The sequence below is a fragment of the Desulfovibrio sp. SGI.102 genome (assembly GCF_050314315.1).
Taxonomy (GTDB): Bacteria; Desulfobacterota; Desulfovibrionia; order Desulfovibrionales; family Desulfovibrionaceae; genus Desulfovibrio.
The window spans coordinates 31777-52682 of the sequence record NZ_JBNPNC010000013.1; the positions used below are offsets into that span (position 1 = coordinate 31777).

A 20906-nucleotide genomic window follows, 5' to 3' on the forward strand; every position below is an offset into this window, starting at 1 on the left:
CTGCCCAAGGGAGCCGCGGCCATTCTATCACAATGTTAAAAGCAAATTTTAGGCCATCTCAGGCCGCTTGTCCAGCCCGCGCCAACCGCGAGGCTTTCTCGCTTGCCTTGGTGGAACTCTTGGGATATGGTTAGCCGTTAAAAACAATTTTTACGGGCAGTTTGCCCGGAACGTTTACTGTACGTCACCTGTAACGTACGGTTTTTATACTATATCTGAGAGGATCCGGAATGAAAGAAAACCACTCCAGCCAGAACGCCCAGGAGAGCGGCACCAGCAGTTTCACACGGTTGCGCTCCAAACTGTCGTTTGAGCGCATGGTGGAAATGGGTGCCAAGATGGGCATGGAAAACCCGCTCTTCCTGTGCCACGAGCGGGCGGCTAAGGCCACCACGGTGATCAATGGCAAGGAGTACATCAACTTCTCCACCTACGACTATCTGGACCTCAATACCCATCCCGAGATCACCGAAGCCGTCACCGAAGCCGCCAAGGTCTTCGGCAGCTCCGCCGGCGCCAGCCGCCTGGTGGGCGGCGAACGTCCGCCCCATCGCCAGCTCGAGCGCGCCCTGGCCGACTTCTACGGTGTCGAGGACTGCATCGCCTATGTGAGCGGCCACGCCACCAACGTCTCCACCCTGGGTTTCCTTTTCGGTCACCGCGACGCCATCTTCTATGACGGTCTCGCCCACAACTCCCTGATGCAGGGCGCCCGCCTTTCCGGCGCCGACCGCTACTCCTACGAGCACAACGACTGCGATGCCCTGGAGAAGATGCTCAAGGAGCACCGCGGCAAGCACAAGCGCGCCTGCATCGTCACCGAAGGCCTGTTCAGCATGGACGGCAACATCCCCGACCTGCCGCGCATCATCGAGCTGAAGAAGAAGTACGACTGCATGCTGCTGGTGGACGAGGCCCACTCCTTTGGTGTGCTGGGCGCCACCGGCCGCGGCGTGCACGAATACTTCGGCATCGACGCCAACGAAGTGGACATGTGGATGAGCACCCTCAGCAAGGCCATGTGCGGTTGCGGCGGTTTCATCGCCGGTCGCAAGGAGCTGGTGGAATACCTCAAGTACGGTTCCCCGGGCTTCGTCTTCAGCGTGGGCATGCCTCCCATCGTGGCCGCTGCCTGCCACAAGGCCCTGGAACTCATGCAGCGTGAGCCCGAGCGCGTGCACAAGCTGCAGAAGATCTCCCAGTTCTTCCTCAACTACGCCCAGGAAAAGGGCCTGGATACCGGCGCCGCCCAGGGCTACGCCATCGTGCCCATCATGGTGGGCGACTCCATGGTCAGCGGCTTCCTGGCCACCCGCCTCTTTGCCCGCGGCATCTATGTGATGCCCATCACCTTCCCCGCCGTAAAGGAAGGCGCCGCCCGCCTGCGCTTCTTCCTTTCCGCCTCCCACACGGAAGAACAGATCCGCAAGACCATCGACACCGTGGTCGAAGAGATCCCCGTGGCCCAGGAGATCGTGGAGAAATTCCGCCGCGAGCACCAGGACGAACAGAACGCCTAGTCTGTCGCACAGCACGAGGCCGGGCACCCTGCCCGGCCTTTTTTTTCTTCCCCAACATCCTGCCCATCCGAGGTCCCTATGCTGTCCCCCCGTATGGCCTATGTGCTGCTCTGGTTCCCCCTCTCCTCCGAGACCTTCGTCTTCCGTGAGATCCAGCAGCTGGTCCAGCGCGGCATGGATATCCGCGTCTACACCATGTACGGCGAGAAGCTGCGCGGTTGCAGCGACGAGATGAAGAATTACGCCGGGCCCATCAAACGCTTCGGCTCCGTGGCGACCCTGCGCCTGCTCAAGGCCTTCTGGCGTGCCTGGAAACGCGACCGCGAGACCGTCAAGACCCTGATGCGCCGCGGCCTGTTCCGCAAGATGCGCAATCTGGAAGCCTATGCCGAGAACCTCTGGTGTTTCCTGGCCGGTTTCCTGCTGGCCGAAGAGGCCCAGCGCGACGGCATCGAGCTTTTGCACTCCTCCTGGGGCAACGGGCCCGCCACCGCCGTCTGGGTGGCCTCGCGCCTGTCGGGCATTCCCTTCGCCTTCACCGGCCGCGCGGGCGACATCTACCCGCAGGACGGCATCCTGGCCGAAAAATCGCGCGACGCCATCTTCATCCGCACCAACAACATGGCCAACAAGCCCTGGCTCCAGAGCTTCTGCCCCGCCGGACAGAAGGACAAGGTGCACGTCATCTACAACGGCCTGACCCTGGGCCGCCGCGTGGATTGCCGCGCTCCCTTCCAGAAGCCCTACCGCCTGCTGGCCATCGGCCGCTTTGCCCGCACCAAGGGCTTCCCCGAGCTGCTCACGGCCATGGCCCGTCTGCGTGACGACGGCTTCCCCGTGCGTCTGACCCTGGTGGGCGACGGCAACTGGAAGCGCAAGCTGGTGGACATGCGCAAGCGCCTGCATCTGGAAGATCTGGTGGACATGCCGGGCTTCGTGCCCAATGACCGCATCCGTACCTTCATGGAAGAGCACGACATGCTGGTGGTGCCCAGCGTGGTGCATACCAACGGCGACCGCGACGGCATCCCCAACGTCATCATGGAGGCCCTTTCCTGCGGCATGCCCGTGGTGGCCACCGATGTCTGCGGCGTGGGCGAGGTCATCCGCAACGGCGAGACCGGCTACCTCATCCCCCAGCGCGATCCCGCCGCCCTGGCCGATGCCATCCGCCGCATGCTCTCCGACCGCGAGGCGGCCCTGCGCATGGCCCGGACCGGGCGCGAGCTCGTCTTCCGCATGTTCGATACCGAGACCAATATCGCGGCCCTGCAGGATCTCTACTGCCGGCAGTACACGCAGTGGCGCACCACCCACGGCCCCAACGTTTAGGGAGGGATCACCGGGGAAGGGGCCCTTCCGCCAGTACGGAAGTTGGCCCTTCCCCGGCCCTCTTTTCCGGGGCACTTTCGGAAAGATGCCCTGCCGTGGTCAGCCGCGGCGCTCCCTCCGGCAGCGCCCCTGCCGGGAACGCAAACAATCCCCCTTTCCCCGCTCCGCGACGGTCTTCCGCCGGAGCCCCTTCCCCGACACCTGCAACCGGCGGCCGGCGGCCTGAACCTCCGGTACGCCCTGTGGATATGCCATGTGCGGAATAGCCGGTATCTGCCGTCTTGACGGCCAGCCCCTGAACGAGGACGCCCGGGCCCATGTCCGGGCCATGACCGACGTCATCACCTACCGCGGCCCCGACGGCAGCGGCATCTGGCAGGAAGGGCCCGTCAGCCTGGGGCACCGCCGCCTGTCCATCATCGACCTTTCCGGCGGCAGCCAGCCCATGCAGGACGTGGACGGCGAGCTCTGCATCGTCTTCAACGGCGAGATCTACAACTTTGCCGAACTCCGGCAGGAACTGCTGCAGGCGGGCGCCCGCTTCCACAGCAGCCACTCCGATACGGAGGTCATCCTCCAGGCCTACCGCGTCTGGGGCACGGACTGCCTCCAGCGCTTCGACGGCATGTTCGCCTTCGCCCTCTGGGATGCTCCCCGCCGCCGCCTGTTCTGCGCCCGTGACCGCTTCGGCAAAAAGCCCTTCTTCTACACCCTGCAGCAGGGCAGCCTGTTCTTCGGCTCGGAGCTCAACTGCCTGGCCGCCGTGCCGGGGCTGGAGCTCACTCTCGATCCGCAGGCCGTCATGCGCTACCTGGCCTACGAATACGTGCCCACCCCGGACACCATGTACCGCGAGGCCAAGAGCCTGCCGCCCTCGCACTGGCTGCTGGTGGAGGACGGGCGCCTGAGCATCCGCCGTTACTGGGACCTGCCCCCGGCCGATGAGGACGACCGTCGCTCCGAGGCCGACATCTGCGCCGACGTGCACGAGCTGCTCACCCGCGCCGTGGGCCGCCGCATGGTCAGCGACGTGCCCCTGGGGGTCTTCCTCTCCGGCGGCATCGACTCGTCCATCGTGGCCGGTCTCATGGCCCGCCAGTCTTCCACGCCCATCAAGACCTTTTCCATCGGCTTCACCGAGGCCAGCTACGACGAGAGCCGCTACGCCCGCGTGGTGGCCCAGCGCTGGAACACCGACCATCACGAGCGCGTGCTCTCGGCCGAGGACTGCGCCGAGCATCTGCCCAACATCATCAGCCGCATGGACGTACCCATGGCCGACGCCTCGGTGGCGCCCACCTGGCTGCTTTCGGGCGTGACCCGCGAAAAAGTCACCGTGGCCCTGGGCGGCGACGGTGCCGACGAGCTCTGGGCCGGGTACGAGCACTACATCGCCTTCAAGATCGCCGAATGGTACAACGCCATCCCCGGCATCCTGCGCCGCGGCGTCATCGAGCCCCTGACCCGGCTCCTGCCCGCCTCGGCCGGATACATCAATCCCCGTCTGGCGGTGGAGACCTTTTTGCGCGGCGCCCACGCCCCGGCCTGGGAACGGGTGCAGACCCTGCTCACCTCCTTCACGCCCGAGATGCAGGCCGAGCTGCTGGCCCGGCCCGACCACGACTTCCTGCGCCGCGAGAACCTCTTCGCGCCCACACGGGAGCAGTTCGAGCACTGGCCCGCCGGTCCCTCGCCCCTGGCACGGGCCTTCCACGTCTATGCCCGCCAGTTCATGCTGGACGACATCCTGGTCAAGGTGGACCGCTGCTCCATGCTCCACTCGCTGGAAGTGCGCGCGCCCTTCCTGGACAAGGACTTTGCCGAATATGTGGCCCGCCTGCCCATCCGGCACAAGCTGCACGGCTTCCAGCGCAAATACCTGCTCAAGAAGGCCTTCACCGACGTGCTGCCGCCCGAGATCCTGCACCGCAACAAGCGCGGCTTCCAGATCCCCGTGGCGGCCTGGCTGCGCGGGCGCATGCGTCCGCTCATGGAAGAGCTTTTCGCTCCCGAGCGCCTGCGTGCCCAGGGCCTGTTCCGGCCCGAGGCCGTGCGCTCCCTGGTGGACGCCCACTGCTCCGGCAAGGCCGACCTGCGCAAGCCGCTCTGGACGCTGCTCGTGCTCCAGCTCTGGCTGCGCGCCCGGGGGATGTAACGGATAAAAAAAGAGGCCCGGTACGGCTGGCAGCCTTCCGGGATGGACGAGGGGGCGGGGGAACTTTTCCTGGCGGAAAAAAGTTCCCCCGCCCCCTCGCGCTCCCCCACCCCTTCAAAAACCGCTCATACGGGTTGGCAAAAGAGACAAGAGCATCCTGCAGGTCTGGGGAGGACGCCTCCCCATGGATCAGGTGTCCTTCAGACAGACAACAAACGACAGGGGCAGGCCGAGGCCCGCCCCTGAATGAGGTTTGAAAAGAAGGGATGCGTGGAGAAGACCGCCTGTCCGTGCTGACGCCTTATGCCTTCACATAGCTGCTGAGGCCCCGGTGGATCTCCCTGGCCTCGTCCGTGAACAGGGCATCGAGACCGGCCACGCCCTTGGTCTTGAAGCCCGCCAGACCGGTGTTCAGGCGCTGCATCTCCAGATTGCCGCCGTTGAGGGCCACCTGCTGGAAGATCTGCTGGTCCATGGAGCTGCGCGGGGCATTGAAGGGCGGCAGCAGGCCGCCGTTCTCGTGCATCTGCAGGGCCAGGGTCTTGCAGGCCACGTCCATCTGCCCGGTGCGGTCCTTGCCGCTCTTGCAGTTGAACAGCGGCATCATGCCCATGATGTGCCCCAGCATGGCCAGACGCGCAGGCAGGCGATAGGGGTCGGCCCCGCTCATCCTGTAGCCTCCGGCGGCCCAGAGCGCGTGGATCTCGTAGCGCAGGGCCTGTATGTTCTGCCTGTCCCTGGCGGAGATGTCCGACCGCGCAAGATAGGTCTCCACCATCCCGCCGAGCATGTCGTCCCCGAAAAGCAGGGCCATGGCTTCCCTGTTGTACCGGTCGGACGTGCCCCAGCCGCCGATCAGGCCCTGGAGCCCGCCCTGCGCACCGGTGTTCACGCCGAAATTGAAGGTGAGCACCTGCGGCCTGACCTTGACCGCCCTTTCCTGCCCGTCAGGCAGGACCACGTTCACCGTGCAGGTGCCGTCAGGCCCGCAGGCATCCTTCCACGAAGCGCATTGCTCGGCCAGATAGGTCTTTTCCGACGTGCCGAAGATCTCGCGCGGCACATCGGGCGTGACCAGACTGGTGGAAAGCAAAGGCAGGTCGATGACGGCATCGGGGTTCACCGCCAGCCTGCGCTGGACGTCCGCCAGCTTCGGGGAGCTTTGCAGGGCCGCCGTGAAGATCTCCGTGGCGCGGGTGGCGTTGGCCGCCCTTCTGGCCGCGGGATTCTTGATGGAATAGGCGCTGTTGATACCGTGCCGGAGGCCCCGGAACAGGGTGTTGCCGCCCACGGCGATCTCCGTGCGGGCCAAGTTCAGGGCATGGTTGGGCTGGCCCCTGTCCTCGCAGGAGACGCCATTGATGCCGTGCCGGGCCATGCTCCGGCCGATGGGGCCGGGCTGTACGCCCGCACCGATATGGCAGGCGGGCGTGATGGTGGACGTGGCCGTCACTCCCGCGCCCCCACGTCCCAGATATTGCAGATCGCGGCGGATGACGCCCCAGCCCTGTTCGTTGAGCACCTGGATATGGGCCTCCTTGATCTCCCTGGCCAGCTTCCCCGCCGACAGGTCGGGCAGCAGCCGGTGCAGTTCCTTGCCCAGCTCTCCGGGGAGCTCATTGAAGGACTTCATCACCGCATCGGGGGCGCGTTCCCCGTCGGCCAGGCCACGCAGCTCGGGCGGATCGGTCATCTTGTCCTGCATGGCCGCCATCAGCCTGCTGAGATCCCGGGCCCGTTCCGCAAGGCGCATGCCCTTGTCCGAAGCGGGATCCAGGGTACCCAGCTCCACACCCGTCCGGCGTACATGTTCCCCTATGACCCGTTCGTAGGCGGCATAGGTCTGCTGAAAGGCAAGACGCACGTTCCCGGCCGTGAAGGGGCTCTGCTCCTTCTGGGCGGTCATGATGTCCCGCTTGGTATCCAGCTGTGCCTTGAGCCCTTCCAGACAATGGAGCACCCCGGCCACGCCCTCCGCGCCTGCGGGCAGGCCCGCCTGGAAGGTGTCCAGATCCCTGCGCATGGCGTCCACCGCCCAGGAGACCGCGGCAAGCTCCCGCTCGCCCTCGGCAACGGACTGCTGCCCCCAGAAATCGTTCCCCACCAGACGCACGCCCTGGCTCACCAGGCTGACGAAATAGTCGGGATCCACACCGGCCCGGCCCAGCTCCGCCATAAGCTCCGGCCGGAGGGCCCGTCGCCCCGTGGCCACCATGCCGCGCCCCAGGCAGGCCAGGTTGCGCTCCGCCGCCGCATCCAGGAGCCTGGACAGGTTACCGCCGGTGAAGGCCTTGCCCTCCAGGGACTTCTTGCCGATGTACTGGTTGAACAAACGTGTGCCCTCGGCCTTGCCGCAGTAGGCGCAGACGCTGTCGCGCACGCGCTCGGCCGCGGCCCTGTTCCCGGCCTTTTCCTGGCTGCGTTGCGACAACTGCCAGAAACGGGCCTTGGCGGTCGTCGTCTGGAGCTTGTCCGTGCTCTGGTCGAGGCGGACGAAACTGCCCTGGGCCTGACTCAGGTGGCGCAGGCCGGCTATGGAATCGATAGGCATGGCTCCCCTCCTAGACCTTCACATAAAAGGGCTGCTCGCTCTCCATCACGGTGTCGCCCAGGGTCGCGCAGCGCTGCGTCCAGAAGTCCAGCGACAGGGCGAAGGATTGCAGGAAGGCATCCAGTTTGTCCGCCGTGGCCTGTTCGGGCAGCCACATCTGCTGCAACAGCACGGTGTCGCTCTCCGGGGCAAGGGTGATGGTGGCGCCCTGGGTATCCTGCCACATGAGGTTGGCGGTGAGCAGGGCCCGCAGTTCCCGCAGGGCCACTTCCTCATCTTCGGAAAGCGTACCTATGCTGCCGAAGGCGATGAACGTGCCCTGCCCTTCATCGAAACGCAGATGCACCACATGGTCGTCGGCCGAAGCCAGGGCGCAGTAATTGGCGTCATCGAGCTGCAAAGGCTCGATCTCCTGCTGGCGGGAAAATTCTTCCAGAAGCGTGTTGGCGGTCTCGCGGCTTATCATGATGCCTCCTTCCGTGCAGAGGTCTAAAGAAGTTCAGGGGATATTTTCGGCCTGTTCCTGATGTTGGCGGTACTGCCGACAGCGTTGGCAACGGACAGGCTACACCAGTGAATCAGCAAAAAGAGTGCCAGAGAGCAACCGCGGCATGGCAACGGAGCGGCCCCGCGCACCGTACGCCTCCGGGCAGAGCGCCTTGCCCTGCCGGAGGGGCAGCAAAAGTCCATGCCCTCCCCGGCCGAGATGAGGGGAAGCCATATGCCATTATCCCCCAGGGGCGTGGACTTTTCAATCTGTCCGCCTCCCGGCGGCCCTGGCGAAACCGGAGCGCATGGTCCGGCAAGACGCCCCGGCGGGCAGCCGTACCGGCGACGGCCCGGCGATCTGGCCCATCCCGGCCGGAGGGTCGTGCTGCGGGGCCAGCGTCCGCCGGCAGGGACAAAAAAAGCGAAGCCCCGGCAGCGGGGCTCCGCATCATGCAGCAAGGAAGGGAGAGAGGTATCAGAGGTTGGCGTTGAAAAACGCCTCGATCCTGTCGAAGGGGATGATGTCCACCCGGTCGTACAGGTCCGTATGCGAGGCCCGGGGCACGATCATCAGTTCCTTGTTGTTACCGCTGAGCTTCTTGAAGGCATCCTCGCTGAAGTAGCGGGAATGGGCCTTTTCCCCGTGGACCAGCAGGACCGCGCTGCGGATCTCGCCCGCATAGGCCAGCAACGGCATGTTCAGGAAGGACAGGGCCGAGGTGGCGTTCCAGGCACCATTGGAGTTGATGGAACGGGGATGGAAGCCGCGCTTGGTCTTGTAATAGTCGAAGTAATCCTTGACGAACTGCGGCTCGTCGCCCGTCAGGGCCTCGGGCAGGCCCGCGGCGGACGGTGCGATGCTGCCGGAACGTGCGTCCCGGGTGCGCTGTGCGTTCAGCTGCTGGCGCAGCGCGTAGCGGGCCTCGGCATCCATGGCGTCAAAATAGCCGTTGGCCGTGACGCGGCTCATGTCGTACATGGTGACGGCCACGGTGGCCTTGATGCGGGTATCCATGGCGGCGGCGTTCAGGCCCATGCCGCCAAAACCGCAGATGCCGATGCGCTCCGCATCCACCGCGTCCAGCGTGGTGAGGAAGTCCACCGCGGCGCTGAAGTCTTCGGTATTGATGTCCGGCGAAGCCACATGACGCGGCTCGCCGCTGCTCTCGCCCGTATAGGAGGGGTCGAAGGCCAGCGTCAGGAAGCCGCGTTCGGCCATGGTCTGGGCATAGAGCCCGGACGCCTGTTCCTTCACCGCGCCAAAGGGGCCGCTCACGGCCAGGGCCGCCAGCTTGCCCCTGGCACCCCGGGGCACGTACAGATCGCCCGCCAGGACAGTGCCGTAACGGGTGCGGAAGGTCACCTTGCGGTGTTCCACTTTGTCGCTCCTGGGAAAGACCTTGTCCCATTCCTGTACCAGTTCCATAGCCTTACCATCCTTGGAAGAAGCCGTGCCAGAGGGGGCCTTGTCCGCTGCGGCCGCAGATCCGGCAAACAGCATCGTGCCTGCCAGGATCGTCGCCGCCAGTGTTTTGCACATGCTCATCATGTCGCTCCGGCTTGAAGTTGTCCGGCAGGAACGTGCCTGCCGGCGTTCTTTTCTGTGTAGCCGCAGCTCCCATCCATGACAAATACCTATATCGAATATTTCACCATAGAAATAAGGCATGGATAAGCCGACATATGTCCCGCCTGGGCACACCGCTCCGGCACGGAAGGCCCCAGCAGTGCCTTGCAAGCAAGGGAAGCCCATCAAACGTGCGCCTCGTGGCGTCCGTGCCGCGCCACTTGATTTTTTCAAGAAAACGGCACGCATTTCTTGGCCCGGCTTCTGGCCCGGCCCCGGCGCCCCTGATACCTTTCCCTCCGGATACCGGGACTCCGCAACAACATCCCAGAGAGGTGACCCAGATGAAGATACAGCAGATCCGCAACGCCATGGTCCGCATCCGCTACGCCGGCAAGACCTTCCTCACCGACCCCTGGCTGGCGCCCAGGGGCAGCATGGGGACATTCCGCGACTATCCCATGTTCCGCTGCCGCCCCGAACGGCTGGACCTGCCCCTGCCCCTGTGCGACCTGCCCATGCCGGTGGCCGACATCCTGGCCGGTGTGGATGCCTATATCGTGACCCATGTGCATCCCGACCATATCGACATGGCCGCCGACGGCAGCGTGGGCGCGCCGCTGGACAAGGCGGTGCCCGTGTTCGTGCAGAGCGAAGAGGATGCCGCCGTGCTCCGGCGCTCCGGCTTCGCCCGGGTGGAAGTGCTGGGAGAGGAGACCGTCTTTGCGGACATCCGCCTCAGCAAGACGCCCGGACGCCACGGCACCATCATCCCCTGCGGGCCGTCCTGCGGCGTGGTCTTCCGGCATCCTGACGAAAAGACGCTCTATGTGGCCGGTGACACCATCTGGTTCGACGGTGTGGCCGAAAGCCTGCGCCGTTACCGGCCCGATGTGGTCATGGTCAATGCCTGCGCGGCCGAACTGCTGGACGAGGGCCGCCTGATCATGGACGACGCGGACGTGGCCGCCCTGCACGCCGCCCGCCCGGAAGCGCGGATCATCGTCAGCCATATGGACACCGTGCCCCATGCGGCCCTGACCCGGCAGGACATGGACCAGGCCCTGCGCCGTCGCGGCATCCGGGAGGCCGTCTTCATGCCCGACGACGGCCAGAGCGCCGATTTTTAACGGCAGGAAAACTCCGCACGGCCCGCAGACGGACGGGCTGACGCATAGCGTGGCAGGCAGGAGGGATCCGTCCCGCCACGGTGCCTGCGCTCCGGCAGGGCCACGGCTCCGCCCGGCGCCCCTGCCCTGTGCCCTCCCCGAATCAGGTCCCCGCCGGTCCCCAGGCAGAACGCCTTCCTTCCTCTTCCCCCTCCGGCGGGGGTCTTCATTCCGCCAGATCTTCCGCTTCCCGAAGGACCACATGCAGCTCGTAGCTGCCCAGCGGTTCCACCTCGGCCAGGAAGGCGTCCAGGGTCTCCATGTCCAGAAAATACATGTCGAGGAAATAGAGGTTGTCGCCTGTGGTGCGGTAACAGTGGATGGTGCGTCTGCCTTCCTTGCGGCAGCAGGCCTTCAGGGCCTCCACAGGGCCGTGCCTGAGCTGCACCCTGATGACGGCATGGACCTTGTAGCCGAAGACCGGGCAATTGACGTTGATGGTGTAGCGCTGAAGGATGCCCATGTCCTCCAGCCGTTCCACCCTGTTCCTGACGGCCTGCCCGGTAAGGAAGACCCGCGCCCCCAGTTCCTTCATGGTGATGCGCGCGTTCTTCCTGAGTTCTTCGACGATCCTCACATCCGTTGCATCTATCTTGGTCTTCATACGGCCTCCGCTCTGCCCCGCCATCTTCCCGGATAAGCAGGCCAAAAGCAAATCTCCGTCCTCCTGACGGCAAGGCGGCATCTTTGCCCTCCGCTTTTCCTGCCCGTCTTCCGCCCCTTCCACAGCACAGTCCGCTTTCGTTGCCACATGACGGCAGGCGGCCTCCCCGGCCGCGAAGACGATCCGTTACCCGCGCATCCCGGCCGAGGGCACGAAAAAAGCCCGGCGGACAGGGCATGCCTGTCTGCCGGGCTCGATGAGGCGGACGGATCGTCGCTGCTAGTAAGCGTGCTCGTCCTTCAGGTCTTCAGCGCTCAGGCTGTGGGAGAACAGGCGGTAGACCCAGAACTGGTACAGCAGCACGATGGGCACCATGACCAGAGCCACGCCCAGCATGATCTTGAGGGTCAGCTCGGACGAGGAGGCATTGAAGGCCGTCAGGGTGGCGGTGGGATCGATGGACGAGATGAGCATGCGCGGGAACATGCCCATGACGCCGAAGAAGGTCACACCGATGATGTACACGGCGCTGCACATCCAGGCCTTCCACAGCTGACCGCGGCGCAGCATGCAGCGCACGCCCAGCAGACCGGCCAAGGCCACCACGGGCAGCAGGAGCAGCAGCGGATTGCTCCAGTAGTTGCTGAACAGGTCGGTGTTGAAGAAGGTCAGCACCAGGAAGGCCACCAGCAGGATGAGCATCACGGGCCAGAGCAGGTTGGCGCTGGCCACGGCGCGGGTCTGCAGTTCGCCCTGGCTCTTGATGGCCAGCCACAGGGAACCGTGCAGCATGAACATCACCAGGAAGAAAATGGCGCCGGCGATGCCGTAGCCGTTGACCAGGCCCATGAGCGTGCCGTGGAACACGCCTTCACCGTCGATGGGGATGCCCATGAACAGGTTGGCGAAGGTCACGCCCAGCAGCAGGGAGGGCACCAGGTTGGACAGGAAGTGGACCAGATCCCAGAAGCCGCGCCACACGCCGCTTTCCACCTTGCCGCGGAACTCGAAGGACACGGCGCGGAAGATCAGGGCGAACAGCAGGATCAGCAGGGGAGCGTACAGGGCGCTGAACATCACGGCATAGACCTTGGGGAAGGCCGCGAAGGTCACGCCGCCGGCGGAGATCAGCCACACTTCGTTGCCGTCCCAGAAGGGACCGGCAGCGTTGTACATGATGCGGCGTTCTTCCTCATTGCTGCCGATGAAGGGCAGCAGGCTGCCCAGGCCCAGGTCGAAGCCGTCCAGGACGAAATACACGGCCCAGAGCAGCGCCCACAGGATGAACCAGATTACTTGCAAGGTTTCCAGCATGACTTAGTCCTCCTGCCCCTGCGGGCCCTTGATGGCGTACTTGCGCAGCAGGAAAATGTCCAGAAGGCCCAGCACGCTGTAAACGATGATGAAGGCCAGCAGCGACGTGGACACATGCTCGGCGGGCACCGGCGACACGGCGTCGCTGGTGCGCATCAGACCGTAGACGATCCAGGGCTGACGGCCCATTTCCGCCACCAGCCAGCCCATGGCGATGCTGATGTAGGGCAGCGGGATGCACCACACCAGGGCACGCATGAGCGTGGGGTTGATGGTCTCGCGGTTACGCTGCAGCGTGGCCCAGGCGGCCAGGGCCAGGAAGATGACACCAAAGAAAATCATGGCGCGGAAGCCCCAGAACACGGGCGTGACCGGCGGACGGTCTTCCTTGGGGAAGTCCTTGAGGCCCTTCACTTCGGCATCGGCGTCGCCGTAGGAGATCCAGCTCAGCAGGCCGGGGATGCCGATGGCTTCCACGGAGTTGGTCTCGTTGGCTTCGTCCGGCACCACGGCCAGGTAGAAGGGAGCGTTCTTGGTGGTCTCCCAGTGGGATTCCATGGCGGCCAGCTTGGCGGGCTGCAGTTCGGACACCACCTTGCCCTGGATGTCGCCGCTCAGGGCGAGAGCCAGCACCAGCACCAGACAAATGGGAGCGGTCATGCGGAAGGAGCGGCGGAAGAATTCCACGTTGCTCTTGCGCAGCAGGTGCCAGGAAGACACGCCCAGCACGAAGAAGCAGGACAGCGTCCAGGCGGAGAGCAGGGTGTGGGCGTACATGCCCCAGGCGTAGGGGTTGGTGACCACGGCCATGAAGTCGGCCAGTTCGGCGCGGCCGTTCTGGATCACATAGCCCAGCGGGTTCTGCATGAAGCCGTTGGCCAGGATGATCCACAGGGCGGACAGGTTGCCGGCCAGCACCACCAGCCAGATGGCCAGCAGATGGGTCTTCTTGCCCACGCGATGCCAGCCGAAATGCCAGACAGCCAGGAACGTGGACTCCAGGAAGAAGGCCACAGTGGCTTCGATGGCCAGCAGGGAGCCGAAGATGTCGCCCACGTATTCCGAATACCGGGCCCAGTTGGTCCCGAACTGGAATTCCAGGGTGATGCCCGTCACCACGCCCAGGGTGAAGTTGATGATGAAAAGTTTGCCCCAGAACTTGGCATGCTTGCGCCAGACCTCATCCCCGGTGCGCACATAGCGGGTCTCCATCAGCGCGATGAGCAGGGACAGGCCCAGCGTCAGCGGCACGAAGATGAAGTGGAAAAAGACGGCCACGGCGAACTGTAGCCGCGAAAGCAGAATGACATCATCCATAGATCGTCCTCCTTATGGAGCGACCTGCATACCGTTATCCTTAGCGAAAAGCAAGACAAAGTTTAGGCCCTGCAAGGCCTTGACGGCTGATTGGGAAAGATTACTTATTCCCCAGCAAGTATCCATGGAGGTTGTCATCATGCCGGAAAATACGGCTCAATCCTGTGAATTTCGCGCCGAAGTGCGCAAGGTGCTGAGCATTCTCACCAATTCTCTGTATACCAATCGCGAGATCTTTCTCCGCGAGCTCATCTCCAACGCTTCCGACGCCCTGGACAAACTGCGCTTCCGCAGCAACCGGGGCGAGACCCCGCGCCATGACGACCTGCCGCTGGAGATCCGCATCAGCCTCGACAAGGACGCCAAGACCCTGACCATCGAGGACACCGGCCTGGGCATGACCGCCGCCGAACTGGCCGAGAACCTGGGCACCATCGCCAAATCCGGCACCGAGGCCTTCCGCGCCCAGCTGGCTGCCGAGGAAGCCAAGGCCGACGGCGAAAAAGCCGATGCCGCCAACATCATCGGCCGCTTCGGCGTGGGCTTCTATTCCGTGTTCATGGTGGCCGAAAAGGTGGACGTGACCTCGCGCCCGGCCTTCGGCGATGACGACAGCGCCGCCACCTGGACCAGCGACGGCCTGGGCACCTACACCGTGGCCCCCGCCGGTGACGACGCCCCGCAGCGCGGCACGCGCATCGTGGCCCACCTCAAGGAAGACGCCGCGGAGTTCCTCGAAAAGTTCCGCGTGGAATCCGTCATCCGCAAGCATTCGGCCTTCGTGCCCTTCCCCGTGCTGGTGGACGGCGAGCAGGTCAACACCCAGCCCGCCCTGTGGCGCGAGCCCAAGTCCTCCGTCACCAAGGAACAGTACGATGCCTTCTACCAGGCCCTGACCTATGACAGCAAGGCGCCGCTGGACGTGCTGCACATCTCCGTGGACGCGCCCGTGCAGTTCAACGCCCTGCTCTACATCCCCGACGTGCGTCAGGACCTCTTCGGCCTCGACCGTGATTTCTGGGGCCTGGATCTCTACGCCAGCCGTGTGCTCATCCAGCACCGCAACAAGGAACTGATCCCCGACTGGCTGGCCTTCCTCAAGGGCGTGGTGGACACCGAGGACCTGCCCCTCAACATCTCCCGCGAGACCCTTCAGGAAAACGTGGTCCTGCGCAAGATCAACCAGACCATCATCAAGCAGACCCTGAGCCACCTGGAAAAGCTGGCCGCCAAGGATGCCGGGAAGTACGCCGCCTTCTGGCGCCTGCACGGCCGCATCTTCAAGCTCTCCTACCAGGACTTCGCCAACCGCGAACGCATCGCCGGTCTGCTGCGCTTCAACACCTCGGCCCTGGACGACGGCGAAGCCCTCTCCAGCCTGGACGAATACATGTCCCGCGCTCCCGAAGGCCAGAAGACCTTCTGGTACGTCTCCGCGCCCAACCGTGAGGCCGCCCGCCTGAGCCCGCACCTGGAACGCTTCACCCGCAAGGGCATCGAAGTGCTCTTCCTCTACGAGCCCGTGGACGAGTTCGTCATGGAAGGCATGGGCAAGTACAAGGACTGGGAATTCAAGGCCATCGAGAACGCCGCCGATGACGCCCTGGACGCCTTCGCCGACAAGGCCGACAGCGAAAAGCCCGCCGCCGCGCCCCTTTCCGACGACGACAACGCCAGCTTCGACAAGCTGCTGGAACGCATCAAGGAGATCCTGGGCGAACGCGTGGCCGACGTGCGCGTCTCCCACCGCCTGGCCGACAGCCCGGCCGTGCTGGTCTCGCCCGACGGCATGACCTCGTCCATGGAAAAGCTCATGCGCGCCATGCAGAAGGACGACTCCCTGCCCGTCAAGGTGCTGGAAGTCAACCGCGACCACGTGCTGCTGCGCAGCCTGCTCAAGATGTTCAAGGCCGATCCCCAGGACAAGACCCTGGCCGGCATGGTGGAGAACCTCTTCGACGCCTGCATGCTCCAGGAAGGCTACCTGCGCGATGCCCAGATGCTGGCCGGCCGCAGCAGCCATCTGCTGGAACAGGCCGCGGCCTGGTATGTGGAAGTGAAAAAGCTGTAACCCGCCGACGACACACCCCGCCCGCCGGCAGGACACCGGCGGACGTTCCTCCTCGCAGGATGCCCGGCCCCGCTCAGGGGCCGGGCATCTCCCCCGTACCGGGGATCGCCGCAGGCCTTGCGCCTGCGGCGATTTTGCTGTCATCCCCCCTGCTCCGGCCGCCGCATCCATAAAAAGGGGACTCGCCCTGCCCTGCGGCTGCGGCACTTCGTCGACGATTCGCCGCCGTCCCGCCTTCCTGCCGTAAAGTTGGGGCGTCAGGACTTGACAAGCGCATCCGTGCATTGTATGTGTTGCCGCTCTACGGCATTCATGCGCTGCCTGTCCGTCCTGGGCAGGCAGTGAAACTTTGGAGGAAACCATGCCTACTATCAACCAGCTCATCCGCATCGAGCGGACTGCGGTGGTGAAGCGCAAGAAGACCCCGGCCCTGCAGGCTTGCCCCCAGCGCCGCGGCGTGTGCACCCGTGTGTACACCACCACCCCCAAGAAGCCTAACTCCGCTCTGCGTAAGGTCGCCCGTGTGCGCCTGACCAACGGCATCGAAGTGACGGCCTACATCCCCGGCGAAGGCCACAACCTGCAGGAACACTCCGTGGTGCTCATCCGCGGCGGTCGTGTGAAAGACTTGCCCGGTGTCCGTTACCACATCGTGCGCGGCACCCTGGATACCTCCGGTGTGGCCGACCGTCGCAAGAGCCGTTCCAAGTACGGCGCCAAGCGTCCCAAATAGGTTATTTTTTGCCAACTCCGGCGTACGTCATGCAACGCACCCAGGCTGCCCTCTCACGGCGCGCCGGGGCGCTGCGGGGCTGGTGACGCCGAAACACAGAGATTCTCAAGGAGAATATCATGCCCCGTAAAGGTCCTGTCCCGAAGAGGGAAGTGCTGCCCGATCCGCTGTACAACAGCCGTCTGGTCACCAAGTTCGTGAACCGTCTCATGTACGACGGCAAGAAGGGCGCTGCTGAAAAGATTTTCTACAGCTCGCTGGAAACCCTGGGCGAAAAGACTGGTGAAGAACCCATGCGCGCCTTTGAAAAGGCCCTGGACAACGTCAAGCCCCATCTGGAAGTCAAGGCCCGCCGCGTGGGCGGTGCCACCTACCAGGTGCCCATGGAAGTCCGTCCCGAACGTCAGATTTCCCTGTCCATCCGCTGGCTGATCAACTATGCCCGTTCGCGCGGCGAAAAGGGCATGACCTCCAAGCTTTCCGCTGAACTGCTGGACGCCTACAACGGTCGCGGCGGCGCGGTGAAAAAGCGCGAAGATACCCACCGTATGGCCGAAGCCAACAAGGCTTTCGCCCACTACCGCTGGTAAGCTCGATTCCGAGTGACTGCTGCCGCGCCCGCAAGGGCGCGGCGCTTTTCCCCCCGCCCCACTGCCCCTTTTCTGGAGGATAACGTGTCCCGCACCACCCCCGTAGACAAACAGCGCAATATCGGCATCATGGCCCATATTGACGCCGGCAAAACCACCACCACCGAACGCATCCTTTTCTACACCGGTGTTTCCCACAAGATCGGCGAAACCCACGACGGTGAGTCCACCATGGACTGGATGGAACAGGAACAGGAGCGCGGCATCACCATCACCTCCGCCGCCACCACCTGCTTCTGGAAGGACTGCCGCATCAACATCATCGACACCCCCGGCCACGTGGACTTCACCATCGAAGTGGAACGTTCCCTGCGCGTGCTGGACGGTGCCGTGTGCGTGTTCGACGCCGTGGCCGGCGTTGAGCCCCAGTCCGAAACCGTGTGGCGTCAGGCCGACCGCTACCACGTGCCCCGCATCTGCTTCGTGAACAAGATGGACCGCATCGGTGCCAACTTCTTCCGCTGCGTGGGCATGATCCACGAACGCCTGGGCGCCAAGGCCGTGCCCCTGCAGCTGCCCATCGGCGCTGAAGACAAGTTCGAAGGCGTCGTGGACCTCATCGAAGGCAAGGCCCACCGCTTCGACAAGTCCTCCAAGGGCGCCCAGTTCACCGAAGAAGACGTGCCCGCCGAACTGAAGGACCTGTACGAAGAAAAGCGCCACGAGCTCATCGAAGCCGTGGCCGAAGAAGATGAAGCCCTGCTGGAAAAGTACCTGGGCGGCGAAGATCTGACCCGCGAAGAGATCATTTCCTGCATCCGCAAGGCCACCATCGCCCGCAACATCGTGCCCGTGCTCTGCGGTTCCGCTTTCCGCAACATGGGCGTGCAGCCCCTGCTGGACGCCGTGGTGGACTACCTGCCCTCCCCCGTGGACATCGCCGTCATGACCGGCCATGAGCCCGGCAACGAAGAACACCTGATCGAATGCCCCTGCGACGACAAGGAACCCCTTGCCGGCCTGGTGTTCAAGCTGTTCTCCGACCCCTTCATCGGTCACCTGTCCTTCTTCCGCATCTACTCCGGCTGCCTGGAATCCGGTACCAGCGTGTACAACGCCAACACCGGCAAGAAGGAACGCATCGGCCGTATCCTGAAGATGCACGCCAACAAGCGTGAAGACATCAAGTGGGCCGGCGCCGGTGACATCGTGGCTCTGGTGGGCCTGAAGAACGCCTCCACCGGTGACACCCTGTGCGACGAAAAGCGCCCGGTGATCCTGGAATCCCTGAACATCCCCGAGCCCGTCATCGAAGTGGCCATCGAGCCCAAGACCAAGGCCGACCGTGATGCTCTGTCCGCCGCTCTGAACAAGCTGGCCAAGGAAGACCCCTCCTTCCGCGTCAAGGGCGACGAAGAAACCAACCAGACCCTGATCGCCGGCATGGGCGAACTGCATCTGGAAATCATCGTTGACCGCCTGACCCGCGAATTCAACGTCAACGCCAACGTGGGCAAGCCCCAGGTGGCCTACCGCGAAACCATCTCCAAGCCTGCCAAGACCGACATGAAGCATGCCAAGCAGTCTGGTGGTCGCGGTCAGTACGGTCACTGCGTGATCGAGGTGGAACCCAACCCGGGCAAGGGTTACGAGTTCATCAACTCCATCACCGGCGGCGTGATCCCCAAGGAATACATCCCCGCCATCGACAAGGGTATCCAGGATGCCATGAAGTCCGGCGTGCTGGCCGGCTTCCCCTGCGTGGACCTGAAGGTCAACCTGGTCTTCGGTAGCTACCACGAAGTGGACTCCTCCGAACAGGCCTTCTACGTGGCCGGTTCCATGGCCATCAAGGACGCCATGCAGAAGGCCGGCCCGGTCCTGCTGGAACCCATCATGGACGTGGAAGTGGTCACCCCCGAAGAATACCTCGGCGACGTGATGGGCGACCTCAACGGCCGTCGTGGTCGCGTGCAGAGCATGGAAGCCCGCGCCGGCGGTGCCCAGAGCGTGCGTGCCCAGGTGCCCCTGGCCTCCATGTTCGGTTACGCCACCGACCTGCGCTCCCGTACCCAGGGCCGCGCTACCTTCACTATGCAGTTCGATCACTACGAGCGTGTGCCCCAGGCTATCGCCGACGAGATCCAGAAGAGCAAAAACTAGCGTCCTGAACGTCCGTTCCCACAAAGACCGGACAGCGCTGGTTGCTTGATATGACGGCGGGGATTTTGCAAGGCAAGATCCCCGCCTTTTTTTCATCGTTTTCCTCCCGGAAGCCCATGACCGGAAAGGATGTTCCCATGAGCGATACGCGCAACGACCTGCCCCTCGGCTTCTCCGCCGGGGCCGCTGCCGCCGGTTTCAAAAAAGCCGGCCGCGACGACCTGGGGCTGATTGTTTCCGACCGTCCCGCCGTACTGGCGGGCCTGTTCACCACCAATGCCTTCAAGGCCGCCCCCGTGCAGGTCTGCCAGCAGACCCTGCGCGAGTACGGCACCTGCCGCGCCGTGCTGGCCAACTCCGGCCAGGCCAATGCCTGCACCGGCGACGAAGGCCTGGAGAATTGCCTCGAGACCCGACGCATGGTCGCCGCCCTCACCGGGCTGGCCCCGCATGAGATCATGCCCATGTCCACCGGCGTCATCGGCGACCAGCTCAAGATGGACCGCTGGCGCGAGGCCGTGCCCTCCCTGGTGGAAAGCCTGGGCAGCCGCGATGCCGAAGGCTTTACCCGCGCGTTCATGACCACCGACGCCTTTCCCAAGTTCGCCAGCATCACCGTGCCCCTGTCCGGCGGCACCGTGCGCCTTACCGGCATGGCCAAGGGCGCTGGCATGATCTGCCCCAACATGGCCACCATGCTGGCCGTCATGCTCACCGACGCCGATGTGGACCGCGAGACCTGGCAGGCCATGTTCGCCCGCGCCGTGGACAAGACCTTCAACCGCGTCAGCGTGGACGGCGACACCTCCACCAACGACACTATCCTCGGCCTGGCCAACGGCGCTTCCGGCATCTGTGCCGAAGGTGAGGACGCCGCCCTGCTGGAAAAGGGCCTTACCGACATCCTGGGCCAGATCTCCTACATGCTGGTCAAGGACGGCGAAGGCGCCAGCAAGGTCATGCACATCACCGTGAGCGGCGCCGCCTCCGATGAGGACGCCTGCCGCATCGCCCGCACCGTGGGCCATTCCCAGCTGGTCAAGACAGCCATCTACGGCCAGGACGCCAACTGGGGCCGCATCGTGGCCGCTGTGGGCCGCAGCGGGGCCCAGGTGGACCCCAGCCGCGTGCGCCTGGTGCTCTGCGGCATCGAGCGTTTCCGCGACGGCCAGCCCGTCAACGGCGACAAGGAAGCCGAGCTTTCCGAGCTGCTCAAGGCCACCGACATCCCGGTGGAGATCCATATGGGTCTGGGCGACGGCTGCTACGATCTGCGCGCCTCCGACCTCGGCCACGAATACGTCAGCCTCAACGCCGATTACCGCTCGTAA

15 protein-coding genes are annotated in these 20906 nt (G+C 64.4%); 9 read left to right on the top strand and 6 right to left on the bottom strand.

Features of this window, described 5'->3' with window-relative positions:
* Positions 1–230 precede the first annotated feature (230 nt).
* The 3 genes from ACQRCJ_RS04725 to asnB all read left to right on the top strand — a co-directional run bounded on the left by ACQRCJ_RS04725 (position 231) and on the right by asnB (position 5007).
* On the top strand, positions 231–1520 hold the full coding sequence (locus ACQRCJ_RS04725) for an aminotransferase class I/II-fold pyridoxal phosphate-dependent enzyme (protein WP_303994802.1): 1290 nt from the start codon (positions 231–233) through the stop codon (positions 1518–1520).
* Positions 1521–1598: 78 nt separating this feature from the next.
* On the top strand, positions 1599–2852 hold the full coding sequence (locus tag ACQRCJ_RS04730; protein ID WP_168934922.1) for a glycosyltransferase family 4 protein: 1254 nt from the start codon (positions 1599–1601) through the stop codon (positions 2850–2852).
* Between the two features lie 253 nt (positions 2853–3105).
* Positions 3106–5007: an asparagine synthase (glutamine-hydrolyzing) gene (gene asnB / locus ACQRCJ_RS04735; protein ID WP_168934921.1), complete on the top strand. Its 1902-nt coding sequence runs from the start codon at positions 3106–3108 to the stop codon at positions 5005–5007.
* A gap of 301 nt (positions 5008–5308) precedes the next feature.
* Here the strand turns inward: asnB and ACQRCJ_RS04740 are convergent, their stop codons facing one another.
* From ACQRCJ_RS04740 to ACQRCJ_RS04750, 3 genes are all read right to left on the bottom strand, one after another.
* Positions 5309–7558: an inositol phosphate phosphatase SopB gene (locus ACQRCJ_RS04740; protein ID WP_427799417.1), complete on the bottom strand. Its 2250-nt coding sequence runs from the start codon at positions 7556–7558 to the stop codon at positions 5309–5311.
* A gap of 10 nt (positions 7559–7568) precedes the next feature.
* The gene (locus ACQRCJ_RS04745; protein WP_006007678.1) at positions 7569–8024 is read right to left on the bottom strand and encodes a type III secretion system chaperone; all 456 of its coding nucleotides are present in this window, start codon (positions 8022–8024) and stop codon (positions 7569–7571) included.
* A gap of 498 nt (positions 8025–8522) precedes the next feature.
* Entirely contained in the window at positions 8523–9473 is a 951-nt protein-coding gene (locus ACQRCJ_RS04750; protein WP_427799418.1) for an alpha/beta hydrolase, read from the bottom strand.
* A 485-nt stretch (positions 9474–9958) separates the two neighbouring features.
* On the opposite strand from ACQRCJ_RS04750, the gene ACQRCJ_RS04755 reads away from it, so the two are divergent.
* Positions 9959–10744 carry an MBL fold metallo-hydrolase gene (locus tag ACQRCJ_RS04755; RefSeq protein ID WP_300646327.1) on the top strand — a complete coding sequence of 262 codons (786 nt, stop codon included), beginning with the start codon at positions 9959–9961 and terminating at the stop codon, positions 10742–10744.
* 205 nt (positions 10745–10949) lie between these two features.
* Here ACQRCJ_RS04755 and ACQRCJ_RS04760 read toward each other — a convergent pair whose 3' ends face one another.
* The 3 genes from ACQRCJ_RS04760 to ACQRCJ_RS04770 all read right to left on the bottom strand — a co-directional run bounded on the left by ACQRCJ_RS04760 (position 10950) and on the right by ACQRCJ_RS04770 (position 14018).
* The gene (locus ACQRCJ_RS04760) at positions 10950–11387 is read right to left on the bottom strand and encodes an Lrp/AsnC family transcriptional regulator (RefSeq protein ID WP_427799419.1); all 438 of its coding nucleotides are present in this window, start codon (positions 11385–11387) and stop codon (positions 10950–10952) included.
* Positions 11388–11666: 279 nt separating this feature from the next.
* Positions 11667–12701, bottom strand: coding sequence for a cytochrome d ubiquinol oxidase subunit II (gene cydB / locus ACQRCJ_RS04765; RefSeq protein ID WP_297158470.1), 1035 nt, complete (start codon positions 12699–12701; stop codon positions 11667–11669).
* A gap of 3 nt (positions 12702–12704) precedes the next feature.
* Positions 12705–14018 (bottom strand): cytochrome ubiquinol oxidase subunit I, encoded by a 1314-nt coding sequence (locus ACQRCJ_RS04770; RefSeq protein WP_168934915.1) that lies wholly within the window; start codon positions 14016–14018, stop codon positions 12705–12707.
* Between the two features lie 139 nt (positions 14019–14157).
* Here ACQRCJ_RS04770 and htpG point away from each other — a divergent pair, with 139 nt between their 5' ends.
* The 5 genes from htpG to argJ all read left to right on the top strand — a co-directional run bounded on the left by htpG (position 14158) and on the right by argJ (position 20906).
* Entirely contained in the window at positions 14158–16089 is a 1932-nt protein-coding gene (gene htpG, locus ACQRCJ_RS04775; RefSeq protein WP_289616759.1) for a molecular chaperone HtpG, read from the top strand.
* Positions 16090–16450: 361 nt separating this feature from the next.
* On the top strand, positions 16451–16822 hold the full coding sequence (gene rpsL / locus ACQRCJ_RS04780) for a 30S ribosomal protein S12 (protein ID WP_006007654.1): 372 nt from the start codon (positions 16451–16453) through the stop codon (positions 16820–16822).
* 119 nt (positions 16823–16941) lie between these two features.
* Positions 16942–17412 (top strand): 30S ribosomal protein S7, encoded by a 471-nt coding sequence (gene rpsG / locus ACQRCJ_RS04785; protein ID WP_006007647.1) that lies wholly within the window; start codon positions 16942–16944, stop codon positions 17410–17412.
* Between the two features lie 84 nt (positions 17413–17496).
* On the top strand, positions 17497–19575 hold the full coding sequence (fusA, locus tag ACQRCJ_RS04790; protein WP_168934913.1) for an elongation factor G: 2079 nt from the start codon (positions 17497–17499) through the stop codon (positions 19573–19575).
* A 137-nt stretch (positions 19576–19712) separates the two neighbouring features.
* Positions 19713–20906 (top strand): bifunctional glutamate N-acetyltransferase/amino-acid acetyltransferase ArgJ, encoded by a 1194-nt coding sequence (argJ, locus tag ACQRCJ_RS04795; protein WP_427799420.1) that lies wholly within the window; start codon positions 19713–19715, stop codon positions 20904–20906.